Annotated in this window: 20 protein-coding genes; 8 read left to right on the forward strand and 12 right to left on the reverse strand. The window is 66.4% G+C overall.

The genetic code is table 11. The annotated features are described in order from the left end of the window. Positions 1 to 57: 57 nt before the first annotated feature. From htpG to CK498_RS04065, 3 genes are all read right to left on the reverse strand, one after another. Positions 58 to 1,962 carry a molecular chaperone HtpG gene (htpG, locus tag CK498_RS04055; protein WP_095619601.1) on the reverse strand — a complete coding sequence of 635 codons (1,905 nt, stop codon included), beginning with the start codon at positions 1,960 to 1,962 and terminating at the stop codon, positions 58 to 60. Between the two features lie 92 nt (positions 1,963 to 2,054). Further along, entirely contained in the window at positions 2,055 to 2,534 is a 480-nt protein-coding gene (locus CK498_RS04060; RefSeq protein ID WP_095619602.1) for a PaaI family thioesterase, read from the reverse strand. Then, positions 2,527 to 3,024 carry a PaaI family thioesterase gene (locus CK498_RS04065; protein WP_095619603.1) on the reverse strand — a complete coding sequence of 166 codons (498 nt, stop codon included), beginning with the start codon at positions 3,022 to 3,024 and terminating at the stop codon, positions 2,527 to 2,529. Before CK498_RS04065 ends, CK498_RS04060 begins: the two co-directional genes overlap by 8 nt. 172 nt (positions 3,025 to 3,196) lie before the next feature. Here CK498_RS04065 and CK498_RS04070 point away from each other — a divergent pair, with 172 nt between their 5' ends. Further along, the gene (locus CK498_RS04070) at positions 3,197 to 5,146 is read left to right on the forward strand and encodes a transglycosylase SLT domain-containing protein (RefSeq protein ID WP_095619604.1); all 1,950 of its coding nucleotides are present in this window, start codon (positions 3,197 to 3,199) and stop codon (positions 5,144 to 5,146) included. A gap of 280 nt (positions 5,147 to 5,426) precedes the next feature. On the opposite strand, the gene CK498_RS04075 is transcribed toward CK498_RS04070, so the two are convergent. Next, entirely contained in the window at positions 5,427 to 6,071 is a 645-nt protein-coding gene (locus CK498_RS04075; RefSeq protein ID WP_095619605.1) for a LysE family translocator, read from the reverse strand. 346 nt (positions 6,072 to 6,417) lie between these two features. On the opposite strand from CK498_RS04075, the gene CK498_RS04080 reads away from it, so the two are divergent. Then, entirely contained in the window at positions 6,418 to 6,624 is a 207-nt protein-coding gene (locus tag CK498_RS04080; protein WP_095619606.1) for a cold-shock protein, read from the forward strand. A 165-nt stretch (positions 6,625 to 6,789) separates the two neighbouring features. Here the strand turns inward: CK498_RS04080 and CK498_RS04085 are convergent, their stop codons facing one another. From CK498_RS04085 to CK498_RS04100, 4 genes are all read right to left on the reverse strand, one after another. Next, entirely contained in the window at positions 6,790 to 7,413 is a 624-nt protein-coding gene (locus tag CK498_RS04085) for a hypothetical protein (RefSeq protein ID WP_141246912.1), read from the reverse strand. A gap of 81 nt (positions 7,414 to 7,494) precedes the next feature. Next, a complete protein-coding gene (gene yegS, locus CK498_RS04090; protein WP_095619608.1) occupies positions 7,495 to 8,415 on the reverse strand; it encodes a lipid kinase YegS in 921 nt (306 codons plus the stop codon). Between the two features lie 62 nt (positions 8,416 to 8,477). Beyond that, positions 8,478 to 10,382, reverse strand: a complete 1,905-nt coding sequence (locus CK498_RS04095; RefSeq protein ID WP_095620221.1) for a M48 family metallopeptidase — start codon at positions 10,380 to 10,382, stop codon at positions 8,478 to 8,480. 18 nt (positions 10,383 to 10,400) lie between these two features. After that, the gene (locus CK498_RS04100; protein ID WP_095619609.1) at positions 10,401 to 10,997 is read right to left on the reverse strand and encodes a LemA family protein; all 597 of its coding nucleotides are present in this window, start codon (positions 10,995 to 10,997) and stop codon (positions 10,401 to 10,403) included. Positions 10,998 to 11,178: 181 nt separating this feature from the next. Here CK498_RS04100 and CK498_RS04105 point away from each other — a divergent pair, with 181 nt between their 5' ends. After that, on the forward strand, positions 11,179 to 11,469 hold the full coding sequence (locus CK498_RS04105; RefSeq protein WP_095619610.1) for a hypothetical protein: 291 nt from the start codon (positions 11,179 to 11,181) through the stop codon (positions 11,467 to 11,469). A 232-nt stretch (positions 11,470 to 11,701) separates the two neighbouring features. Here CK498_RS04105 and pepN read toward each other — a convergent pair whose 3' ends face one another. Together pepN and CK498_RS04115 are read right to left on the reverse strand one after the other, a co-directional pair. Then, a complete protein-coding gene (gene pepN / locus CK498_RS04110; protein ID WP_095619611.1) occupies positions 11,702 to 14,344 on the reverse strand; it encodes an aminopeptidase N in 2,643 nt (880 codons plus the stop codon). A 288-nt stretch (positions 14,345 to 14,632) separates the two neighbouring features. Further along, positions 14,633 to 15,058 carry a YbaN family protein gene (locus tag CK498_RS04115; protein ID WP_229358957.1) on the reverse strand — a complete coding sequence of 142 codons (426 nt, stop codon included), beginning with the start codon at positions 15,056 to 15,058 and terminating at the stop codon, positions 14,633 to 14,635. A 256-nt stretch (positions 15,059 to 15,314) separates the two neighbouring features. Between CK498_RS04115 and CK498_RS04120 the strand changes: the two genes are divergently transcribed. From CK498_RS04120 to CK498_RS04140, 5 genes are all read left to right on the forward strand, one after another. Then, positions 15,315 to 16,298, forward strand: coding sequence for a metal ABC transporter solute-binding protein, Zn/Mn family (locus CK498_RS04120; RefSeq protein WP_176475713.1), 984 nt, complete (start codon positions 15,315 to 15,317; stop codon positions 16,296 to 16,298). Continuing rightward, positions 16,295 to 17,092 carry a metal ABC transporter ATP-binding protein gene (locus tag CK498_RS04125; RefSeq protein WP_095619612.1) on the forward strand — a complete coding sequence of 266 codons (798 nt, stop codon included), beginning with the start codon at positions 16,295 to 16,297 and terminating at the stop codon, positions 17,090 to 17,092. Before CK498_RS04120 ends, CK498_RS04125 begins: the two co-directional genes overlap by 4 nt. A gap of 3 nt (positions 17,093 to 17,095) precedes the next feature. After that, positions 17,096 to 18,322, forward strand: a complete 1,227-nt coding sequence (locus CK498_RS04130; RefSeq protein ID WP_095619613.1) for a metal ABC transporter permease — start codon at positions 17,096 to 17,098, stop codon at positions 18,320 to 18,322. After that, entirely contained in the window at positions 18,319 to 19,239 is a 921-nt protein-coding gene (locus CK498_RS04135; protein WP_095619614.1) for a metal ABC transporter permease, read from the forward strand. Before CK498_RS04130 ends, CK498_RS04135 begins: the two co-directional genes overlap by 4 nt. Positions 19,240 to 19,372: 133 nt before the next feature. Then, the gene (locus CK498_RS04140) at positions 19,373 to 20,173 is read left to right on the forward strand and encodes a DODA-type extradiol aromatic ring-opening family dioxygenase (protein ID WP_176475714.1); all 801 of its coding nucleotides are present in this window, start codon (positions 19,373 to 19,375) and stop codon (positions 20,171 to 20,173) included. 54 nt (positions 20,174 to 20,227) lie between these two features. On the opposite strand, the gene CK498_RS04145 is transcribed toward CK498_RS04140, so the two are convergent. Both CK498_RS04145 and CK498_RS04150 read right to left on the reverse strand, forming a co-directional pair. Continuing rightward, on the reverse strand, positions 20,228 to 20,761 hold the full coding sequence (locus tag CK498_RS04145; protein WP_176475715.1) for an Hsp20/alpha crystallin family protein: 534 nt from the start codon (positions 20,759 to 20,761) through the stop codon (positions 20,228 to 20,230). Positions 20,762 to 21,023: 262 nt separating this feature from the next. Beyond that, positions 21,024 to 22,829: an acyl-CoA dehydrogenase C-terminal domain-containing protein gene (locus CK498_RS04150; RefSeq protein WP_095619617.1), complete on the reverse strand. Its 1,806-nt coding sequence runs from the start codon at positions 22,827 to 22,829 to the stop codon at positions 21,024 to 21,026. Positions 22,830 to 22,840 lie beyond the last annotated feature (11 nt).

Consider the following 22,840-nt stretch of genomic DNA (forward strand, 5'->3'; position numbering starts at 1 on the left):
GCCAGCGTAGTGCCGGCGGGGCCATCGATGCTTACTTACTACGTGAGGTCTGGGATGTCAGGCGGTGAGCAGCGCGTTGAGGCGCTTGACGTAGGCCGCCGGGTCGTCGAGATGACCACCCTCGGCGATGATCGCCTGGTCGAGCAGGATCCGCGCCAAGTCGCCGAACGCCTCGCCCTCGGCGCCCTCCAGGCGGCCCACCAGGGCGTGCTCAGGGTTGAGTTCGAGGATCGGCTTGACCTCCGGCAACGGCTGGCCGGCGGCTTCCATGATGCGACGCATCTGGAAGCCCATCTCGTTCTCCGGTAGTACCACGCAGGCCGGCGAGTCGGTCAGGCGGTGGGTCACCTTGACCTCCTGGACCTCTTCGCCCAGCGCCTCCTTGACGCGCTTGAGCAGGTCTTCCTTGGCCTTGGCGGTCTCCTCCTGGGCCTTCTTCTCCTCCTCGCCTTCGATCTCGCCGAGATCCAGCTCGCCCTTGGCCACATCGACGAAGGCCTTGCCATCGAACTCGGTGAGGTGGCTCATCAGCCACTCGTCGATGCGATCGGAGAGTAGCAGCACTTCGATGCCCTTCTTGCGGAAGATCTCCAGGTGCGGGCTGTTCTTGGCTGCATTGAAGCTGTCGGCGACGATGTAGTAGATCTTCTGCTGGCCTTCCTGCATGCGCTCGACGTAGGCCGCCAGCGACTGATCCTGGGTAGTGCTGTCGGTGTGGGTGGTGGCGAAGCGCAGCAGCCCGGCGATCTTGTCGCGGTTGGCGTAGTCCTCGGCGGGGCCCTCCTTGAGCACGCTGCCGAAGGTGTTCCAGAAGGTCTGGTAGGCGTCGTCGTCCTTGGCCAGCTTCTTGAGCATATCCAGCGAGCGCTTGGTCAGCGCGCTCTTCATCTTCTCGACCTGCGGGTCCTGCTGCAGCAGCTCGCGGGAGACGTTGAGCGACAGGTCCTTGGTGTCCACCACGCCCTTGATGAAGCGCAGGTAGAGCGGCAGGAACTGCTCGGCGTCGTCCATGATGAACACGCGCTGCACGTAGAGCTTGACGCCACGCGCGCCATCGCGCTCGTAGAGGTCGAAGGGCGCGCGGCCGGGCACGTAGAGCAGGCTGGTGTACTCGAGCTTGCCCTCGACCTTGTTGTGGCTCCAGGTCAGCGGATCGCTGAAGTCGTGGGCGACGTGCTTGTAGAAGGCCTTGTAGTCGTCGTCGCTGAGGTCGCTCTTGGGTCGCACCCACAGCGCGGTGGCCTCATTGACGGTCTCCCAGGTGGTGACGTCGCTGCCCTCGATGGGGTTGCCGTCGTCGTCCTTGGCGGACTCGACCTTGGGCATGCGCACCGGCACGTCGATATGGTCGGAGTATTTGCGGATCAGGCTCTTGAGCCGGAAGTCGTCGGCGAACTCCTTAGCGTCGTCCTTGAGGTACAACACGATCTCGGTCCCGCGGGCGGGACGCTCGATCTCGCCGATGGTGAACTCGCCCTCGCCCTTGGAGCGCCACTCGACGCCGGCCTCGCTGGGCTCGTCGGCGCGGCGTGTACGCACGATAACCTCGTCGGCGACGATGAATCCGGAGTAGAAGCCGACCCCGAACTGGCCGATCAGCTTGGCGTCCTTCTGCTGCTCACCAGAGAGCTGCTGGAGGAACTCGGCGGTACCGCTGCGGGCGATGGTGCCGAGGTTCTTGATCACCTCGTCGCGGTTCATGCCGATGCCGGTGTCGCGCAGGGTCACGCTATTGGCCTCGGCGTCGACCTCGATCTCGACGCGCAGCTCGCTGTCATTCTCGTACAGCGCATCGTTGTCCAGTGCCTCGTAGCGCAGCTTGTCGCAGGCGTCGGCGGCATTGGAAATCAGCTCACGCAGGAAGATCTCCCGGTTGGAGTACAGGGAGTGGATCATCAGATGCAGTAGCTGCTTGACCTCGGTCTGAAAACCCAGGGTTTCTTCTTGAGTGGCAGTGGCCATGGAACGAGCCCTCATAGGATCACAGTGAAAAAAGGCGGCCTCTCGGCGCCAGGTCGTAACGTGATCGTGATATGGGGCTCAGCGTGCGCTTTTCAAGCGTTGCGGTTGATCAGCGAGGCGTCGTCCGGGTCGGCCAGGGCGAAGTGCAGTCGCGCCGTGGCCACCGGCTGCGCCTCGCTCTGCTGCCATGCGGTCACCTGGACGTTGGCCATGCGCTTGCCTTCACGCAGCAGCCGACAACGCGCCTGGGTCGGCGCCAACCGCGCCGCCTGCAGGAAGTCGATGGAGAAGTCGATGATCTTGGGCAGCCGCGGCTCGCGTGTCGCCAGCATCAGATCCAGGGAGGCGGCAGTTTCCATGAAGGCTGCCACGACCCCGCCGTGCAGGGCCGGCAGCAGCACATTGCCCACGTTGCCCTGCTGCGGTGCCAGGTGGAAGAGCACGCCGTGGTCGTCGACCTCGGCGCTGACGCCGATACGCCGGGCATAGGGAACCAGCGCCAACCATGCCGCCAGATCGCCATGTTCGCGGGTGTGAGCCAACCACTGGCTAGCGGTGAAGGTCTCAAACATTCGCCGACACCTCTCCAAACAGCGCCGCGGCAAAGCCCGACGGCGTATTGCGCGGCCCCAGCCGCACGAAGTTGCCGATACCGCGGGCCACGATGCGTTCCGGCTGCTGCCAGACGCGCCCCTCGGTAAACACCACCGACTCGGAGCTGCGTACCACCCAGGCCTCACCGTGCAGGCCGTGGCCGGCCAGCGCCGGCCGGTAGTGGTCGACGCGCAGATCGAGTGTCGGACACACCTCCGGCTCAGGCAGGCCGCACAGCACCGCCGAGCCGCACAGAGTATCCAGTAGCATGCTCAGCACGCCGCCATGGACCAGCCCACGCTGGCTGTCGCCAAGCAGGTCGTCGTGCCACGGCAGGCGCATGGTCACCCTGGGCGGTGCTACCTCCATCACCTCGAGCCCCAGTGCCTGGGTATGGGGAATCACCTGGACGAAGCGCGTCAGCGCCGCCTGCCAGGCCTCGGGGGTACGCTCATCGCCACTATTCATTGCTGCCCCAGCCAGTATTCAAACGTATGACTTAACATTTAGCGTCAAATCCAGTGCGTCGGCAACGTCGACCTTAGCCGCCCCTGTCGCCGCTGCGCGACACTACTCAGCGGGCGGCGCATCGGCGAGGATAGGCGGGTCGAGTTCGCACGCACCGAGAGGCACCGCCGTCATGCAACACATCCGTCTCGCCAGGGGTGCCGTCACCCTGTTTACCGCCCTGGCACTCAGCCTGCCACTTCACGCCGACCAGAGCCGCGACCAGGCCATGCGCGACGCCCTGGAGGCGGCCCGTAACCAGGAGTGGAGCCGCGTCGATGCCGCCGGCATCGACGACCACCTGCTGGCCGGCTACGTCGAGTACCATCGCCTGCGCGCGCGCCTGCCCCAGGCCGAGCCGGGGCAGATCCTCGACTTCATGGAGCGTCACGCCGACTCGCCGCTGGCCGAATGGATGCGCGGCCAGGCCCAGACCCGCTACGGCCAGGCCGGCCGCTTCGGCAGCCTGTTGGCGGTCAGCGACGGCGTGCCCAGTGGCGGCGAACGCCAGTGCTACTATTACACCGCCCTGCTGGGCAGCGACCCTGCCGCCGCCACCGAGGGCGGTCGCGAACTGTGGATGGTCGGGCACTCCCAGCCCTCGGCCTGCGACACCCTGTTCGACCGCCTGCGTGCCAGCGGCGAGATCAGCGCCGAGGACGTCTGGGGGCGCAAGATGCTGGCCTGGCAGAACGGCGAAAGCGGCCTGATGCGCTATCTCGGGCGGTTGCTCGGCAGCGACTGGGACGACGCCCGCGACGCCGTAGAGCGGCTGCGCGGCGACTACTCAGCGGTGACCCGAGTGCCCGCGCAGGTCGGCCCCGGGGGGCGCGGCAGCAGCGCGATGTTCGCCGCCGCCATGCACGGTTTTACCCGCGCCGATACCGAAGCGGCACTGGAGGCGTGGCGCAAGATCGCGCCGCATCTCAGCATCGACAGCGACGCCCGCCACGACATCGAACACGACCTGGCGTTCTACTCCATGGTCCGCGACGTCCGCCAGAACCTGGCCTGGGTCGACGAGGCCCTGCCGCGGCTGGTCAGCGGCAGCCTGTATGAGCTGCGCGTGCGCAACGCCCTGGCTCGGCGCGACTGGCAGGACGCCCGGCAGTGGCTGGAGAGAATGCCCGAGGATACCCTCAGCGACAGCCGCTGGCAGTACTGGCTGGCACGCAGCAACGAGATGCTGGGCAACAGCGAGGCGGCCAACGCAGCTTATGCGCGTGCTGCCGAGGGCCGCAATTTCTTCGCCTTCGCCGCCGCCGACCGCCTCGACCAGCCCTATGCGCTGAACATGGAGCGCGCCGCGTTCAACGACGACTACCGCCAGGAAGTCGCCAATTGGCCGGTGGTACAGCGCACCGAGGCGCTGATGCGCATCGGCGAGCAGGGCCTGGCCAACAGCGAGTGGTATGCCGCCGTGGCACGCGCCAGCAACCAGGAGGCCCACGCCCTGGCCGACTACGCCCAGCGCCAGGGCTGGTACGCCAAGCTGGTGCAGACCACCATCACCGGCCAGATGTGGGATGCCCTGGAGTGGCGCTTCCCGCAGGCTTTCCGCGAGGACTTCATGCACTGGGGGCGCATGACCGGCGTCGACCCCTACCTGCTGATGGGCATCGCCCGCCGCGAAAGCGCCTACAATACCGAGGCGCTGTCGCCGGCCGGTGCCCGCGGCCTGATGCAGCTCATGCCCGGCACCGCCACCCAGCTCAGTCGCCAGCTGGGCATCAGCGACCCGGGCCCCTACGGCGTGCTCGACCCGGCGCTCAATATCCGCCTTGGCAGCACCTACATCCGCGACATGACCAACCGCTACAGCGGCAACCGCCTGGCCGCCGCCGCGGCCTACAACGCTGGCCCCGGCCGGGTCGACCGCTGGCTGCGCGATTCGCCGCAGGAGTTCGACCTGTTCGTCGAGAGCATCCCGTTCCGCGAGACTCGCGACTACGTGCAGGCGGTGCTCGCCTACCGGGTGATCTTCGAGAGCCTGGCCAACGGCGGCGACAGCCGCGGCGTGGCAATGCTCACCCCGGCTGAGCGCAACGTGCGCTATGACGCCTCGCTGCTGGCCCGCAACTGAGCTTCGCGCTGCGAGCAATATGAGGCAAACATCAGCGCGTAGCCCGCATGCTCGGCGCTGATCCGGTGATAGGCCTACGAGAGGGCGCTACAAGCTGTCCCTAGGCGCTCCCGATGCCCTGCTGCGCTCTCGCATCCTGCTCCGCTTGCAGGACCGGGGCTGGCCATCCATGGCCAGCCCGTTCGGAGGAATCCTCCTCACCCATGGCATCGGAACCCTCTCTACGGCCTATCCCCGGCGCCCCTCGCTGATATGCCGCAGCCCGTCGTCCATAGCAGTATCAAACCGGACGCTGCTCCAGGGCCAGCTTGACGCCGAAGGCGATCAGCACCGTGCCGGTGGCGCCCTCCAGGCAGCGCGACACCCAGCGCTTGGCCAGCCACTGGCCGGCGCGCCCTACCGTCAGCACGATGGCGATCTGCCACAGGTTGGCGATCAAAAAATGCACCCCGGCCAGCCATAGCGACTTGAGCAGGGCCGGGTCGCTGGGCGCGATGAACTGCGGCAGAAAAGCCATGTAGAAGACCACCGTCTTGGGGTTGAGCACATTGGACAGCAGCCCCTCGCGCAGCGGTACCCAGGCTGGCACCAGCGAGCGCTTGGTGCCCATGGCGGCAACAGGAAGCGCCACGCCGCGCCGTGCGCTGAGCAGGCTCTGAACACCAAGCCAGATAAGGTAGGCGGCGCCTACCAGCTTGAGCAGGTGAAAGGCCCAGGCCGATTGCAGCAGGATCAGCGAGATCCCCAGCGCCGACACCGCGGCGTGCACGAACAACCCACAGCAGATCGCCAGGCTGGTCAGTACACCGTCGCGCACGCCTCCCCGCGCAGTGTTGCGAATCACCAGCAGGGTATCCACTCCGGGGCTCATGGTGAGCAGGGTGATGGCGATCAGAAAGGGCCAGAACTGGGCATCCAGCAGCATGCAGGCAATCCTCCGGGCGATAGCGGCGGGCGCTATACTACGCTATCTCTGCCAGCGGCGAGAGCCCAACGGCAGGCCCGGAGATTCTCTGGACGCTCTGGTTTTTTCCATCTACAGTTGGGTTGGCGGGCATCGCAAGCGGAACATCAGCGACATATTGACGCTGATCCGGGCGCCGATGCACCATCCGCTGCGTTGGTTTGCAGGTTGAATGACGTCAGTTGTTGATCGATTCCTTCGAGACTCCCCGTGCGCTTTCACCTTCGCTCGACCTACGCACTACGGGTTCGCTCATGCCCCGCATGGCGGCCCAGCACCATCATTTAGTTAGTTAAGGAAATCGACAATGGCAACTGGCACTGTCAAGTGGTTCAACGACACCAAGGGCTACGGCTTCATCTCTCCGGACGACGGCGGCGATGACCTGTTCGCGCACTTCTCCGAGATCCAGGCTGAAGGCTTCAAGACCCTGCAGGACGGCCAGAAAGTGACCTTCGAGGTCACTCAGGGCAAGAAAGGCCTTCAGGCCGCCAACATCAAGGTTTCCAACTAAGCGTTGCTGCCTTGATCCCCGCCAGTTGCCCAGGCCAGATGTGCGTCGCATGACTCGACTGATGTGATATGCATCGACGCTGCAAGCAAGTGGTAGGAAAAAGGGCCACCCTTCGGGGTGGCCCTTTTTTGTAGCGTCGCCGCCTGAATGGCGCACGGTATAAGATCAGTTCTGGGTGTCCGGCGATTGGAACTCGTCGTCGAAGGCGCCATCCGACGACTGGTCGTCCGGCTGATCATCAAGGCCCGGTTCGTCGAACTGACTCTCGTCGAGGTCGAAGTCGTCATCAATGCCCGGCTGCTGGCTCTCGACCTCCTCGAACTGCTCATCGATCCGGCGCTGCGCTTCTTCGAAGCGACGCTCGGTCTCTTCCATGAAGGCTTCGATATCGGAGTCGCTGGTCTCACCCGGCAGGGCCGTGTCGTCGTCCAGGGTACCCGGACCTTCGCCAAGGGTCTCGCCGGTATCGAGATCCTCGGCCGCTTCGGCCTCGAAGGGGGCCTCGTCGCTAGCCAACGGCTCGCCGTCGCCCACGGCCGGCTGTTCGGCCGTGGCATCGGCAGGCTGCTCCTGCGGATCGGCCGCCTCGGGTTCACCCATGGCGTCATCGTCCTGGGTGTCCGGCATGCTGAACTCGTCGTCGGCAGTGTCGTCGACCGACGCCTCACCTGTTGTCTCTTCGACCGGCTCGTCTTCCACCACCGGTTCATCATCGCCGTTACCACAGGCGGCCAGTCCCAGGCTCAGCGCCAGCGCCATGGCTGCCGGTATCCAGGGTTTATGCCTCATCTCCACCTCTCCTTTGATATCACGGCGTTACGGTTGGACAGTATTTGACCAGAGGCGTGCCCTGGCCACAAGTCCGATCAATCAACCGCCTGGGTCCACGCTCAGCAACGGGCACTTGGCCGGCAGCAGCAGCGCCAGCTCGCCGGGCAGCACCTCCGCCTCGAACCTTGTCCACTCGAAGGGCTCGCCATCGAGGGTCAGCGGCAGCTCTGCGTCACTGTCGAAACGTAGCCGCGTGGTCTGAAAGTACTCCACGTAGTCGCCACAGGCCGGCAGTGCTTCGAGCTCGTCGAGGGCCTGCCTGAGGCCGCTGAGCGATTCGAAGTCGCGCACGATCAGTACCTCCAGCAGGCCATCGTCGAGCTTGGCCGAGGGCGCCAGGCGCTGGCCGCCGCCGGCCTGGCAGCCGTTGCCGATGGCCAGCAGGAACAGCGGCGCATCGCTTTCGCCCTCCGGCCAGCTCAGCCGCCCCTGGTAGGGCTGGTAGCGCCAGGCCTGCAGCGCGCCCATCAACGAGTAGGCACCGCCGCCCAGTAGCCGCTTCAAGGCCTTAGGGGTGCTCGAGGTGACCTCGGCACCAAAACCGCAGGAGGCCATGTTCAGATAGTACTGGCCGCCTAGCCGCACCACATCGGCCCACCGCGGCCTGGCCTCGAGTGCCAGCGCCAGCGCCAGGCGCGGCTCCAGCGGAATGCCTGCGCCGTTGGCGAAGTCGTTGGCACTGCCCAGCGGCAGCACCCCGAGCGCCGGGCGCTGGGCGCGGTCGAGCTGCATCAGGCCGTTGACCAGTTCATTGACGGTGCCGTCACCACCGCCGGCAATCAGCCGCGAGACACCCTCGCGGCTGGCTTCGACGCAGAACCGCAGCGCATCGCCAGCCTCCCAGGTGACCCGCACCTCGAGCTTGGCGCCCGCTTTACGCAGCGCCTTGATCGCCGTCCGGACCTCCGTTATCTGGGCCGACTTGCCGTTGAGAATCACGCGTGCTTTGTCGTCTGTCATGAGTTCCGTCTCATGGGTTTACACCGCCATCATGCCGCGCCGTGCGCGGCTTGGCCAGCCACTCAGTGGGTATCGAGCAGCGGCGGCAGCGGGCAATCCAGCGCCTCGGCCAGGGCCCGGAACAGCTCGGCTTCGCGCACACTGACCCGCCCATCGTGCTCGACGCATCCGGCCAGGGCTGCGAGCAGCTGGCGGCGGCCCTCGCCGTTGAGCCGCTGCAGGCGATCGAGGCTCATGTCGAGCTCAGCGAAGGCGGTCGGCCCTGGCACATAGTCGAGTGCCAGCGGTGCCAGTTCCGCCACGCCGGCGGCGAAAGCGCGGCGCGCCTCGTCGTCGTCATCGCTGCCGGCGCGCGCCATGCTCGACAGCAGCACCGCCGCCGGTTCGGTCAGGGCCGTGAGAGCACGGTCACGACGGCGGCTGTGGCGCCCTTCAACGCCCTGCACCAGCACTCGATAGAGTGCCCAGTGCAGGGCACCCGGCGCCGCTTCGGCGGCGATCAGCCGCTCCAGGCAGAGCTTGAAGGTGGCGTACTGCGCGGTAGAGAGCTGCTTGAGCAGCGGGATGGCCAGTTCCAGCAGTACCAGCCGCTGGTCGGCAGGCAATGCCGCCAGCGGCTCCTCGAGGGCATCCAGCTCGCGCAGCACGCCGGGGTCGGCAACGCCCTCGAGCAGCTCACGCTGGGCCGCGCGGGTACCGGGCTCGAGGTGAATCAGCACGCCGTAGGCCACCGCCCGCGCCGCGCCGGGATCATGGGCGGCCTCCAGCAGACGTGGGTCGAGGGCGTCCAGGCGCCGGCGCGCATCGTCGAGGTGGGCCTGGTCGAGCTGGCCGATGGTGGCCAGCGCCATGGCCATCAGTTGCCTGGCGTCGCGCCCGCGGGACTCGCCGCTGGACGCCGGGCCAGCGGCCGTCTCCTCGCCGCTGTCGCGGCGCTCGGCGCTGCTCGGCAGCTCGCCGTCCCACTGCGGGTCGACGCGGCGGATGCGCTCGTCGAGGGGTGGATGGGTCGCCAGCATGCCGCTGGCGGCGCGAATCCCGCGGCTGAAGTAGAGGTGGCTGAACTCGGCGGCGTTGCTGGCCTCCAGCTGCGAGCCCTGCTGGTGGTCGCCGATCTTCTTCAGCGCACCGCCGATGCCGTTCGGGTCACGGGTGAACTGCACCGCCGAGGCATCGGCCAGGAACTCGCGCTGACGACTCACCGCGGCCTTGATGATGTTGCCGCACAGGGTGCCGACATAGCCGACGACCATCAACGCCGCACCCAACGCCAGCATCGCCGCCTGGCCGTTGTTGTTGCGATTGCCGCCACCGAGCATGCGCCGGCCGGCGGTGCCACGCAGCACCATGTGGCCGACCAGGCCGATCAGCAGCAGGCCGTGGAGCAGCGCCACCAGGCGCAGGTTGAGGCGCATGTCGCCGTTGAAGATATGGCTAAACTCGTGGGCCACTACCCCCTGCAGCTCGTCGCGGTCGAGCCGCTCGATGGCACCGCGGGTGATCCCGACCACCGCATCCTGGGGCGAGTGGCCGGCGGCGAAGGCGTTGATCGCCGGCTCCTCGAGCAGGTAGACCGCCGGCACCGGCGTGCCCGAGGCAATCGCCATCTCCTCGACCACGTTGAGCATGCGCTGCTCGTCGGCATCGCGCACGTTGCCATTGAGCAGCCGCCCGCCCATCGCCTCGGCCACTGCGCGGCCGCCGGCGCGCAGCTGCAGGTGCTTGAACAGGCTGCCCAGTACCACCAGCGCCAGCACGCCCAGCGCCACGCTGCCCAGCAGGTAGGGGTCGAGGGCGCGGGCCAGCGGTTCGCCGCCGGCCTGCTGCTGCCCGCCTTCGCTGATCACCATGACCAGCGCCACCGCCAGGGTCGCCATCGCCACCAGCGACACCACGGCAACGACCAGCAGCAGCACCAGGCGTCCGGTATTGCGCCGGGCGCGATCCTGGGCGGCAAAGAAGTCCATAGAACTCGGCGCCGCCATCTAGAACGAGACCTTGGGCGCTTCCTGGATCGCCTCGCTGTCCTCGAACTCGAGCAGCGCGGCATCCTCGCCGTGGCCGAAGGTCCCGGCCAGCAGCACCGTGGGGAAGCGCTGGCGGTAGGTGTTGTACTGCATCACCGCGTCGTTGAAGGCCTGGCGAGCGAAGGCGACACGGTTCTCGGTGCTGGTCAGGGTCTCGCTGAGCTGCTGCATATTCGCCGAGGCCTTGAGATCGGGATACGCCTCCATCACCACGTTGAGCCGCCCCATCGCCGAGCCCAGCGCACCCTCGGCACTGGACAGCTGGGCCATGGCCTGGGGATCACCGGGTTTCTCGGCAGCCGCCGCGAGGCCATCCATGGCACCCTGGCGGGCCTGGACCACCGCCTCCAGGGTGTCACGCTCATGCGACATATAGGCCTTGGCGGTCTCGACCAGGTTGGGGATCAGGTCGTAGCGGCGCTTGAGCTGCACCTCGATCTGGGCGAAGGCGTTCTGGTAGCGATTGCGCAGCGCCACCAGGCTGTTGTAGATGCTGACGCCGTAGAAGATCAGCGCCACCACGATCACGAGTAGAACAATGCTGGTAATCGACATAACCGGTCTCTGGTCCGTGGCGCAGTGCGCCGTGAAAATCAACTGCTGCAGATAGAGAGATTACACTACAACAGGGTAGTCTGATGGTCGGAACAGCGGCAGCGATCAACGCTCGACGCTTGACCCCGCCGCTACAAGCCCGCAAATTCTTGGGCTTGCTCCGCCGTGACACAGGATACACATGGAAGACTTCTTCAACTGGCTAGGCACCCTGATCGGCGAAACCCTGCGCTGGATCGTCGATCTGTTGGTGATCTTCTTCTCCAGCCTGCGCGGCGCCGTCGAGGGTTTCATCGGCGGGCTCAGCGATGCCATGGGCATCAACCCTACCCTGTTCAGCCTGCTGCTGCTGATCGTCGGCGTGTGGATGCTCTACTGCGCGCTGCGTGCGCTGCTCGCCCGGCGCCTGATCGCCACCCTGGTCTGGGCCTTCCTTGGCCTGGTAGTCCTCAGCTGGCTGATCGGTCGCTAGGCTTGTCCGAAAAGTGTCTGCGCTTGGTCATACGGCGTTAAAAATCAGCTCAAAGTACTCATTTACACCCCGTAAACTCGTGTGCGAGCCCAGTCCGTCTTCACGCCGATTTTTGCTTTGCGACCCACATGGATGTGGGGAGTGCGTTGGCCCGTCGGGAACGGGCCTAGCTCTGACCTTCGCTCGCCGACTTTTCAGACGAAGCCTAGTCTGCAGCTGACAACTGGCAGCCCTACTCGGCTAGAGCCTTCTCCACCACCTCGAAGACGTTGGGCGACAGCTCCTCGGCGCGAATCCGCTCCAGCTCGGCTTTCATCAGCGCCTGGCGCTGCTCGTCGAAACGCTGCCAGCGGGTCAGCGGGGTGATGATGCGCGCGGCGATCTCCGGATTGAGGCGGTTGAGCTCGATCACCACATCGGCCAGCAGTCGGTAGCCGGCGCCGTCGATGCGGTGGAAGTTGACGCGGTTCTGTCCGGCGAAGGCGCCGATCAGTGCGCGTACCCGATTGGGATTTTTGAGCGAGAAGGCCGGATGATCCATCAGGAATGTCACACGATCGAGCACGTCGGATTGCGGACGCGTCACCTGAATGCTGAACCACTGGTCCATCACCAGCGGGTCGTGGGCCCACTTCTCGCTGAACAGCCTGAGCGCCGGGTCGGCCAGATCGCCGCGTGAGCTGTGGGTCAGCAGGGTCAGTGCGCAGCGCACGTCGGTCATGTTGTGGCCGGCGCTGAACTGGCGCTGGGCCAGCTCGATGCCCTCTTCGTCCTCGATGCTCATCAGATACGACAGCGCCACATTCTTGAGGCTGCGCGCAGCGATCTGCTCGGGCTCAGGCGCATAGGCCGCGTCGCTGGCGTTGTCGTGATAGACGCGCAGGAAGTCGTCGCGCAGCGCCACCGCCAGCGACTGCTTGACGAAGGTGCGCGCCGCGTGGATCGCATCGACGTCGACCAGCGGCTGCTGCTCGGCGATATACGCCTCGGAGGGCAGCGTGAGCATCTCGGCAAGTACCGCCTTGTCGTCCGTTTCGGCATGCAGCAGGCCGCGGAAGGCCTCGACCACGCGCACGTCCATGACCTTCTCGACGCCGTTGCGGTGGGCGGCGATCAGGTCATCCAGCGCCAGCAGCGCCAGGCGCTGGCCGGCGTCCCAGCGGTTGAAGCCGTCGGAGTCGTGAGTCAGCAGGAAGGCCAGATCCTCCCGCGAATAGGGGAAGCGCAGCTTGACCGGCGCCGAGAAACCGCGCAGCAGCGACGGCACCGGGGCCTCGGCGATATCGGTGAACACGAAGTGCTGCTCCTCCTCGCGTAGATGGATCACCGCATCGCGGCCCAGCGCCTCGCCGTCGAGGGTCATGCGCAGGTCATCGCCGGACTTGGTACCGACCATGCCCAGGCGCACCGGGATGTGCAGCGGCAGCTTGTCGGGCTGGCCGGGCGTGGCCGGGGTGCGCTGGCGCAGGGTCAGGTGATACTCGGACTTGGCGTAGTCGTACTCGCCGTGGGCGTCGATCTCCGGGGTGCCGGCCTGGGAGTACCAGCGCATGAACTGGCTGAGGTCGAGCCCCGAGGCCTCGGCCATGCAGTCGACGAAGTCCTCGATGGTCACCGCCTGGCCATCGAAGCGCTCGAAGTAGCGATCGCTGCCCTGGCGGAAGGCCTCCCAGCCGACCAGGTTGCGCAGCATGCGCACCACCTCAGCGCCCTTCTCGTAGATGGTCAGGGTGTAGAAGTTGGTGATCTCGATGTAGTGGTCGGGGCGAATCGGGTGGGCGGTGGGGCCGGCATCCTCGGCGAACTGGGCGGTGCGGAAGAACGCCACGTCCTCGATGCGCTTGACCGGCGCCGAGTTGGTGTCGGCCGAGAAGCACTGGTCGCGGAAGACCGTGAAGCCCTCCTTGAGCGAGAGTTGGAACCAGTCGCGGCAGGTCACCCGATTGCCCGACCAGTTGTGGAAGTATTCGTGGGCAACGATGCCCTCGACACGCTGGAAGGCCGCGTCGGTGGCGGTCTGCGGGTGGGTCAGCACCGCCGCCGAGTTGAAGATGTTGAGGCCCTTGTTCTCCATCGCCCCCATGTTGAAGTCGTTGACCGCGACGATCATGAACAGGTCGAGGTCGTACTCACGGCCGTAGGTCTGCTCGTCCCAGGCCATGGCGCGCTTCAGCGACGCCATGGCGTGGTCGGTCTTGTCGAGGTTCTCCTCCTCGACCCAGATCTGCAGTGCCACCTCGCGCCCGCTCACGGTGGTGAAGCTGTCCTCGACCTTCTCCAGATCGCCGGCCACCAGCGCGAACAGGTAGCAGGGCTTGGGGTGAGGGTCTTCCCAGGTCACGAAGTGGCGCCCGCCCGGCAGTTCGCCGCGCTCCACCGGGTTGCCGTTGGAGAGTAGCACCGGCTCGCGCTGGGCGTCGCCGATCAGCGTGGTGGAGAAGGTCGCCATGACGTCGGGGCGGTCGGGGTAGTAGGTGATGCGCCGGAAGCCTTCGGCCTCGCACTGGGTGCAGTACATGCCGCTGGACTGGTAGAGGCCCTCCAGGGCGGTGTTCGCTTCGGGGGCGATCTCCACCTCGGTGTCGAGCAGGAAACGCTTGGGCACCCGGTGCACGATCAGTTGGGTGTCGCTGACCCGGTATTCGTCGGGGTCGAGGGGCTGGCCGTCGATGGCGATGGCCTTGAGTGACAGCTGCTCGCCGTCGAGGGTCAGCGGCGACTCGGCGGCATCATCACGCTCAGGATGACGCTCCACATGCAGCCGCGCCTTGACCCGAGTGGCCCCGGGGGCGAGGTCGAAGGTCAGTTCGGTGTGGGTGACCCGGTGGGCAGGCGGCTGATAGTCATGCAGATACGTCGGCTGGGGTGCTGACATCGAGGAAGGCTCCTGATCGGAAATTGCCCCCATTGTACGGCCCAGCGGTTGTCAGACTCAAAGTATCGTCAGCCTGCTCGAGTGCTATTACAAATAGCTGCTGCTCGGGACTGATCCGTGGGCAGGCCTACAAGGAGGCGCTGTAAACCATCCCTGGGCGCTACCTGCGCCATCCATGGCGCAGAACCTCCTTTTCGACCTGCCCCCGGCGTCCCTCGTGCGTAGCAACGACAATAGCCCAACTGCCGTGACGACGCGCAAGGTAAAACAGTTGATGTATTGGCAAGCCTATGGCGAGAGGTGCCCCGGCGCCGGGCGGGTCACTATCCACAGCGCCAGCAGACCAAGCCCGGCGACCAGCGCCAGCTTGACGATCGGGCTGGGCACCGTCAGCAGCAGTACTACGACCGAGAACGCCAGCATCACCACGGCAATGCCCTTGGCACGCCGCGGAATCGCCCGCTCGCTCTCCCAGGCCACCACCGAGGGGCCGAAGCGCGGGTGCTCGCGGATCCACTGGGCAAAACGCGGCGAGCCGCGCGAGGCAGCCCATACCGCCAGCAGCATGAAACAGGTGGTCGGCATCAGCGGCACGAACACGCCAATCACGCCCAGCGCGAAGCTGCACCAGGCAAGCACCAGATACAGCGCATTGCGCAGAGTGCGCAGCCCTCCGGCGGGGGCGTCCATGCTTGTCGGCAGTGTCACTCGCATGGCGCAAACCTCCTCTTCGGCCTGTCCCCGGCGTCCTTGGCTTAGAGGCAGTTGCGATCACCCTGCTTCCGCCGGGCAGCGCTCGGGCCACAGTCTTGTAACTGCTATCATTGAAGCGCGAACGTCGAGCAGTTTGAAATGCCTAGTCCCTATCAGGCATCTAGCCTGGTTCAATTAGCATCTCTTCGAAAAAAGTGTAGCGTAAGTTCGGCTTGAACAGGCGGTCGTCGAACAGCAGTAGATATAAGGATTCCGGATGCGTGCCAAGACACGGTTGTTTTTCACCACTCTGCTGGCGAGCCTGATGGCGCTACCGGCGGCCGCCGAGGAGGACGCCCGCCCCAATGTGGTTGCCACCACCGGCATGATCGCCGATAGCGTACGCCAGGTGGCCGGCGAGCACGTCGAGGTTCGCGGCCTGATGGGGCCGGGTGTCGACCCGCACCTCTATCGCCAGACGCGCAGTGATATCTCGGCCATGACCCGTGCCGACGCGGTGTTCTGGAACGGCCTCTATCTCGAAGCCCAGCTCGATGACTTTCTCGCCCGCCTGGCCTCGCGCAAGCCGGTGGTCGCGGTCGCCGAGGCGGTGCCTGCCGAGCAGCGTCGTGCCGATGACGAGAGCCCCGATCAGCCCGACCCGCATGTGTGGATGGACCCCAATCGCTGGCAGCACGCGGTGGACGCCATCGAGGTCGCCCTCAGCGAACTGGCCCCCGAGCATGCCGACGACTTCGCCGCCAACGCCGACGCCTTCAAGCAGGAGCTAAGCGCCCTCGACGACTACGCTCGCGAAATACTCGCCAGCGTGCCCGAGGACTCGCGGGTACTGGTCACCGCCCACGACGCCTTCGGTTACTTCGGCGACGCCTACGACTTCGAGGTGCTGGGTATCCAGGGCTTCTCCACCGAGAGCGAGGCCGGCTTGTCGCGTATCGAGGAGCTGGTCGCGATGCTGGTCGAGCGCCGCATCGGCGCCATCTTCGTCGAGTCCTCGGTTTCCGAGCGCAACGTCCGCGCCCTGGTCGAAGGCGCTGCCGCGCAGGATCACCAGGTACGTATCGGCGGCGAGCTCTACTCCGACGCCATGGGCCCGCCCGGCAGCTACGAAGGCAGCTACCTGGGCATGCTCGATCACAACATGACCGTGATCGCCCGCGCCCTGGGCGGCGAGGCCCCCGCCGCCGGCCGACTCGGCAGACTCGCTCAGGCCAACGCAGAAAACGAGGACGACAAGTGAACGCCGCCCTGGACCCAGAGATTGCCGTCAGCCCGCTAGCAGTGCACGGCCTGACGGTCAGCTATGGCCGCAAGCCGGCGGTCTACTCGGTGGATTTCGTCACCCCGCCGGGCAGCATGACCGCGATCATCGGCCCCAACGGCGCCGGCAAGTCGACGCTGCTCAAGGCCGCGCTGGGCATCACCCGGCGCCTGTCCGGCGACGTGCGGGTGTTCGGCAAGCCCTACGCCGAGCAGTCGCGCCACGTGGCCTATGTGCCGCAGCGCTCGAGCGTCGACTGGGACTTCCCGGCCACCGTGCTCGACGTGGTGATGATGGGACTCTACCGCGACCTGCGTTGGTGGCAGCTGACGCGTCGCCGCCACCGAGAGCAGGCCATGCAGAGCCTGTCGCGGGTCGGCATGGAGGCGTTCGCCGAGCGCCAGATCGGCCAGCTCTCCGGTGGCCAGCAGCAGCGCGTGTTCCTGGCCCGGGCACTGGTCCAGGATGCCGAGCTGATGATTCTCGACGAGCCCTTCGCCGGGGTCGACGCGGCCACGGAGAAAGCCATCGTCGAGGTGCTGAAGAGCCTCAAGGCACGCGGCAAGACGCTGCTCTGCGTACACCATGACCTGGCCACGGTGCGCGACTACTTCGACCACGTGCTGCTGATCAACGTGCGCCGCGTGGCCGCCGGCCCGGTACACCAGGCGTTCAGCTCCGCGGCGCTGCAGGAAGCCTACGGTGGCCGCTTGAGCGACGTTCAGCTGGCGCGCATCATCTGCCCTGCCGCCCATCTCACCCAGCGGGCCTGACCCATGCTGACCACCTGGCTCGAACCCTGGGGACGCGCGCTGCTCTTCGGCGCCGGCTACAACACCAGCCTGGTAACGCTGGGCGCCATGATCCTCGGCGCCAGCGCCGGCATGATCGGCAGCTTCATCCTGCTGCGCAAGCGCTCGCTGGTCAGCGACGCGGTCAGCCACGCCACCCTGCCCGGCCTGACCCTGGCCTTCATCCTGATGGCCACGCTGTGGGGCGACGGCCGCTGGTTGCCGGGGCTGCTGATCGGCGCCGCGGCCAGTGCCGCCTTCGGCCTATGGGCGGTGCAGACCATTCGCGACCGCACCCGGCTCGGCGAGGACGCTGCCATCGGCGCCATTCTCTCGACGCTGTTCGGCTTCGGCGTGGTACTGATCACCGCCATTCAGTCGATGAACGTCGGCGGCCAGGCCGGCCTGACCGGCTACCTGGTCGGCGCCACCGCCGGCATGCTGGCCTCGGAAGCCACCCTGATCACCGCCTGCGCGCTGCTGCTGCTGGTCGCGGTGTTCGTCATGCGCCGCGCCTTCCTGCTGGTGTGCTTCGACGCCGACTACGCCACCACCCGCGGCCTCAACGCCCGGCACATCGATCTCATCATGCTGATGCTGCTGCTGGCGGTAGTGGTCATCGGCCTCAAGGTCACCGGCTTGATTCTGATCGTCGCGCTGACCATCATTCCCCCGGTGACCGGCCGCTTCTGGACCGATCGACCGCTGCGCATGGTGGCCATCGCCGCACTGTGCGGCGCCCTGGCCGGCTATCTCGGCGTGACCCTGTCGAGCGTGCGCAGCGGGCTGCCCACCGGGCCGCTGATCGTGCTGGCTGCCTTCCTGCTGTTCGCCGTGTCGCTGCTGTTCTCGCCGCGCCGCGGCATCGTTGCCACCCTGGCCGCCCACCAACGCTTCAAACGGCGCGTGCACCTGCGCCAGGGGCTGCTGGCGCTGGCCCGCGACGACGCCATCTACGACGACCTGACGCTGCGCGTGCTGCGCCGCCGCGGCTATATCCGTCGCGACGGCGTGGCCACGCCGCTCGGCGCGAGCGCGGCCCGCGATGCCGAGCACGAGGAGCGGCTGTGGGCGCTATATCGCAACCGCTATCCGGATGAAGCCGCCCAGCTCGACCACCAGGGGCTGGTGCCGATCAACAGCGCCCTGCCGCCGGACACGGTGATCACCCTGGAAAGCGACCTGCAGCGCATCCCTGGGAGCGTGCAATGAGCGATTTCGTGATGCTCAGCCTGGTGCCGATGACCATCGCCGCCATCACCTGTCTGAGCTGTGCGCTGCTCGGCAACTTCCTGGTGCTGCGTCGCCAGAGCCTGATCGGCGACGCCATCAGCCACGTGGCGCTGCCCGGCATCGTCGCCAGCTTCCTGATCACCGGCACCCTGGCCGCCTCGGCGATGATGATCGGTGCCGGGGTCGCGGCGCTGATCACAGTGGTGATGATCGAACTGATCAAGCGGCTTGGTCAGGTCGAGGCCAGCGCGGCGATGGGCGTGGCGTTCACCGCAATCTTCGCCCTCGGCGTACTGATGCTCGAGTGGCACGGCGCCAGCGGCGTGCACCTCGACGTCGAGCACGCCCTGTACGGCAACCTCGAGAGCCTGATCTGGTTCGAGGGCCTCGGCTGGCATTCGCTGTTCGACCGCCAGGCACTGGCCGACCTGCCCCCGCAGCTGGCGCGGGTCAGCTGGGTGGCGCTGCTAGTAGTAGTATTCCTGGTGGTGTTCCGCCGTGCGCTGGTAATCGGCAGCTTCGACGCCGAGTTCGCCACCAGCATCAAGGCGCGCCCTGCCGTCGTCGACCTGCTGCTGGTAGTGATGGTGGCCATCACCGCGATTGCCGCCTTCGAGGCCGCCGGCTCGATCATCGTCATCGCCATGTTCATCTGCCCCGCCGCCAGCGCCCGACTGTTGACCAACCACCTCGGCCAGCAGATCGCCTGGAGCCAGGTCCTGGCACTCATCTCGGCGCTGCTCGGCTATGTGCTGGCCGGCTACGGCCCCGGCTGGTTCGGCCTCGACATGTCGCTGAGCGCCGCAGGCATGATCGCGACGCTATCGGGACTGATCCTGCTGCTGGCCTGCCTGTTCGGCCCCTATCGCCAGCGCGACGGCGCCGCCCGCGCCTGAGCCAACCCCGAGCCTGGCCATCGATACCCAGCATTGCCGGATGGCGAATGGTGCATTCGCCATTCACCGGCTGTCGCGGCGCCACCGTCAGCGTAGTCTGGGTGTAGATTCCTCTAACGCCTTGGAGGCTAGGATGCAACCGTCACTGTTTATCTCTCATGGCTCTCCCGCGTTGGTCATCACCGACCACCCGGCGCGGGACTTCCTCGTCGCGCTCGGCCAGCGGCTGCCGCGTCCGCAGGGCGCGCTGGTGATCTCGGCCCACTTCGAGACGCCCGGGGTGACCCTCGGCAGCGCCATGGCACCGGCCACCCTGCACGACTTCTACGGCTTTCCCGACTCGCTCTATCAGCTGCGCTACCCGGCCCCGGGCATGCCCGACACCGCCCGGCAGCTGGCAGACACCCTGCAGGGCCACGGCATCGCGGCTAGCCTCGACCCCGAGCGGCCCCTCGACCACGGCATCTGGTCGCCGCTGTCGCTGGTCTGGCCCAAGGCCGAGGTGCCACTGCTGCCGGTCAGCGTGCCCATGGCAATGACCGCGCAGCAGCAGCTCGAGGTCGCACGCCGGCTCGGCGAGTTCGCGGATGCCCATGGGCTATGGCTGATCGGCTCCGGTGCGGCCACCCACAACCTCGGCGACCGCCGGGCGGAAGGCTCGCCGCCGGACGCCTGGGCGCTGGCCTTCCACGACTGGGCCTGCGAGGTGGCCGAGCGCGGCGACCTGGCGGCCCTCGCCGACTGGCAGCGTCAGGCGCCACAAGCCCGGCATGCCCACCCCACCCCCGAGCACTTCCTGCCGCTGCTGATGGTGGTCGGCGCCATGCAGGGCGAGCCGCTGCGCGCGCTGCACCAGAGCTTCAGCTTCGGCAACCTCAGCATGCTGACCCTGGCCAGTCAGGCACTGGCAGATCAGTGGTCGGCTAGCGCCTGAGTGGTAAAAAAAAAGCTCGCCAGCCGGCGAGCTCCATGACGTCATCAACCGCGCTCACTGAATGGGGATTTCACGGCGGGCCACCTTGGCTTGCTCACTGCGTGGCACCCGAACCGTCAACACCCCATTGTTGAAAGAGGCCTTGATCTCCTCGTCCTTGGCATCCGAGGGCAGGTCCAGCACGCGACGGAACCGGCCGTAGGAGCGCTCGATACGATGGAGCTGGTTGTCTTCGGTGCGGCTCTCCTGGCGCTTCTCGCCTTCGATGACCAGGCGGTGGTCGTCCAGGGACAGGGAGATATCCTTCTCCTCTACCCCCGGCACCTCGACGCTGATCACATACTCGCTGGCACGCTCGGCAATATCGAGCTGCGGCTGCAGCAGGCCGGGCATGCCACCCAGGCGACTTTCCAGGGACGGCATACCGAACTGTCGCATGACGCCATCCATCCAGCGATCCAGCTCCTGGTGCATACCGAGCAAGGGAGTGATTTCACCGCGCCGAGGCTCCACTGCGGACGGCGCAGCCGGTGCATCGGCGTTCTCGCTCTTGAACCAGTTCCAGGGAGAGAGTTTCTGCAGGTTCATACGCCACCTCCTGTTCGATCTTTCCAACATGTGACGCAAATCGGAATATTCAGCGCCGTCGGGTTGCCCCTTGGCACAACAAGATTTGATGGCGGACGAGAAGATTTCAAGTCCCTCTAACCCATTACCTGATCTGCATCAAGCGGCATGCAGCAGGCCGTCGAGCGGATGGTATCGGCATAGTGAAAAAAGGCGGCCCAAGCGGGCCGCCTCAAGCGGTTCAGTCAGAGCGCCTGACCGAGAGAGACAATCGCGAAGCAGGTTATATCTCGAAGCCCAGGCCGAAGTCGTCGGCGGAGATCGCCATCAGCGAGCCGGCGCCGGCCTGCACCATGGCGGCATGGGCGCGGGTGCGCGGCAGCAGCCGCTGGTAGTAGAAGCGCGCGGTATCGAGTTTAGCCTGGTAGAAAGCATGCTCGTCACCCTCCAGCGCGGCACTGGCGTGCTTGGCGGCGCGGGCGAACAGGTAGGCCAGGGTCACATAGCCCGAGTACATCAGGTAGTCGACGCTGGCCGCGCCGACTTCCTCGCGGTCCTGCATCGCCTTCATGCCCACGCCCATGGTCAGCTCGCCCCACTCGGCGTTGAGCTTGGCCAGCGGCTTGATGAATTCGGCCAGCACCGGGTTATCGGCCTCGGCCTGGCAGAACTTGTGGATCTCCTTGGTGAACACCTTAAGCGTCTCGCCCTGGCTCATCAGCACCTTGCGGCCCAGCAGGTCGAGGGCCTGGATGCCGGTGGTGCCCTCGTAGAGGCGGGTGATACGCGCATCGCGCACCAGTTGCTCCATGCCCCACTCCTGAATAAAGCCGTGCCCCCCAAAGACTTGTACACCTTCATTCGTCGCCTCGAAGCCGACCTCGGTGAGGAACGCCTTGACGATCGGCGTCAGCAGGCCCAGCAAGGTCTCGGCGCGCTCGCGTTCGGCGGCGTCCTGGCCGTGCTCGACAACGTCGACCATCTGCGCGGTGTATAGCACCAGCATCCGGCCGCCCTCGGCGAAGGCCTTCTGGGTCAGCAGCATACGCCGCACGTCGGGGTGGACGATGATCGGATCGGCGGCCTTTTCCGGCGCCTTGGGGCCGGACAGCGCACGCATCTGCAGGCGGTCCCGAGCATAGCCAAGCGAGTTCTGGAAGCTCGCCTCGGTCAGGCCCAGGCCCTGGATGCCGACCCCGATACGCGCCACGTTCATCATCGTGAACATGCAGGCCAGGCCCTTGTTGGGCGCGCCGACCAGGTAGCCCTTAGCGGCGTCGAAGTTCATCACGCAGGTGGCGTTGCCGTGGATGCCCATCTTGTGCTCCAGCGAGCCGCACACCACACCGTTGCGCTCACCGGGCTCGCCCGCCTCGTTGGGTAGATACTTCGGCACCACGAACAGCGAGATGCCCTTGGAGCCCTGCGGGGCATCGGGCAGCTTGGCCAGCACCAGGTGGACGATGTTCTCGGCCAGGTCGTGGTCGCCGGCGGAGATAAAGATCTTGGTGCCGGTGATTTCAAAGGCGCCATCGGCCGTCGGTACGGCACGGGTCTTGATCAGCCCCAGGTCGGTACCGCAGTGCGGCTCGGTGAGGCACATGGTGCCGGTCCACACGCCCTCGACCAGCTTGGTCAGGTAGGTGGCCTTCTGCGCATCGCTGCCGTGGTGGCGCAGCGCATCGGCGGCGCCGTGGGAGAGCCCCGGGTACATGCCCCAGGCCAGGTTGGTGGCGCAGATCATCTCGGACAGCACCATGCCCAGCGAGTGTGGCAACCCCTGGCCGCCGAACTCGGGCTCGGCGGAGAGGCTCGGCCAGCCGCCTTCGACGTACTGCTGGTAGGCCTGCTTGAAGCCCTTGGGCGCCTTGACGTCGCCGCCCTCCAGCAGGCAGCCCTCACGGTCGCCGCTCTGGTTGAGCGGCAGCAGCACCTCGCGGGAGAAACGTGCGCCCTCCTCGAGGATCGCCGCAACCACGTCCGGCGAGGCGTCGTCGCCTCCCGGCAGCGCAGCGTAGTGGCTGGGGAAGTCGAACATCTCGTCCATCACGAAGCGCAGGTCGCGCAGCGGGGCCTGATAGTCGGGCATCTTGCAATCTC

The organism is Halomonas salipaludis, from assembly GCF_002286975.1.
Classification (GTDB): Bacteria; Pseudomonadota; Gammaproteobacteria; order Pseudomonadales; family Halomonadaceae; genus Franzmannia; species Franzmannia salipaludis.

What these genes read in the sequence shown, in the direction of transcription:
- CK498_RS04120 (WP_176475713.1), top strand. Translation starts at nt 15,315, where the DNA reads ATGCGTGCCAAGACACGGTTGTTTTTCACCACTCTGCTGGCGAGCCTG.
- CK498_RS04060 (WP_095619602.1), bottom strand. Translation starts at nt 2,534, where the DNA reads ATGTTTGAGACCTTCACCGCTAGCCAGTGGTTGGCTCACACCCGCGAA.
- pepN (WP_095619611.1), bottom strand. Translation starts at nt 14,344, where the DNA reads ATGTCAGCACCCCAGCCGACGTATCTGCATGACTATCAGCCGCCTGCC.
- CK498_RS04065 (WP_095619603.1), bottom strand. Translation starts at nt 3,024, where the DNA reads ATGAATAGTGGCGATGAGCGTACCCCCGAGGCCTGGCAGGCGGCGCTG.
- CK498_RS04070 (WP_095619604.1), top strand. Translation starts at nt 3,197, where the DNA reads ATGCAACACATCCGTCTCGCCAGGGGTGCCGTCACCCTGTTTACCGCC.
- CK498_RS04130 (WP_095619613.1), top strand. Translation starts at nt 17,096, where the DNA reads ATGCTGACCACCTGGCTCGAACCCTGGGGACGCGCGCTGCTCTTCGGC.
- CK498_RS04140 (WP_176475714.1), top strand. Translation starts at nt 19,373, where the DNA reads ATGCAACCGTCACTGTTTATCTCTCATGGCTCTCCCGCGTTGGTCATC.
- CK498_RS04085 (WP_141246912.1), bottom strand. Translation starts at nt 7,413, where the DNA reads ATGAGGCATAAACCCTGGATACCGGCAGCCATGGCGCTGGCGCTGAGC.
- htpG (WP_095619601.1), bottom strand. Translation starts at nt 1,962, where the DNA reads ATGGCCACTGCCACTCAAGAAGAAACCCTGGGTTTTCAGACCGAGGTC.
- CK498_RS04100 (WP_095619609.1), bottom strand. Translation starts at nt 10,997, where the DNA reads ATGTCGATTACCAGCATTGTTCTACTCGTGATCGTGGTGGCGCTGATC.
- CK498_RS04115 (WP_229358957.1), bottom strand. Translation starts at nt 15,058, where the DNA reads ATGCGAGTGACACTGCCGACAAGCATGGACGCCCCCGCCGGAGGGCTG.
- CK498_RS04095 (WP_095620221.1), bottom strand. Translation starts at nt 10,382, where the DNA reads ATGGACTTCTTTGCCGCCCAGGATCGCGCCCGGCGCAATACCGGACGC.
- CK498_RS04080 (WP_095619606.1), top strand. Translation starts at nt 6,418, where the DNA reads ATGGCAACTGGCACTGTCAAGTGGTTCAACGACACCAAGGGCTACGGC.
- CK498_RS04150 (WP_095619617.1), bottom strand. Translation starts at nt 22,829, where the DNA reads ATGCCCGACTATCAGGCCCCGCTGCGCGACCTGCGCTTCGTGATGGAC.
- CK498_RS04145 (WP_176475715.1), bottom strand. Translation starts at nt 20,761, where the DNA reads ATGAACCTGCAGAAACTCTCTCCCTGGAACTGGTTCAAGAGCGAGAAC.
- CK498_RS04075 (WP_095619605.1), bottom strand. Translation starts at nt 6,071, where the DNA reads ATGCTGCTGGATGCCCAGTTCTGGCCCTTTCTGATCGCCATCACCCTG.
- CK498_RS04105 (WP_095619610.1), top strand. Translation starts at nt 11,179, where the DNA reads ATGGAAGACTTCTTCAACTGGCTAGGCACCCTGATCGGCGAAACCCTG.
- yegS (WP_095619608.1), bottom strand. Translation starts at nt 8,415, where the DNA reads ATGACAGACGACAAAGCACGCGTGATTCTCAACGGCAAGTCGGCCCAG.
- CK498_RS04135 (WP_095619614.1), top strand. Translation starts at nt 18,319, where the DNA reads ATGAGCGATTTCGTGATGCTCAGCCTGGTGCCGATGACCATCGCCGCC.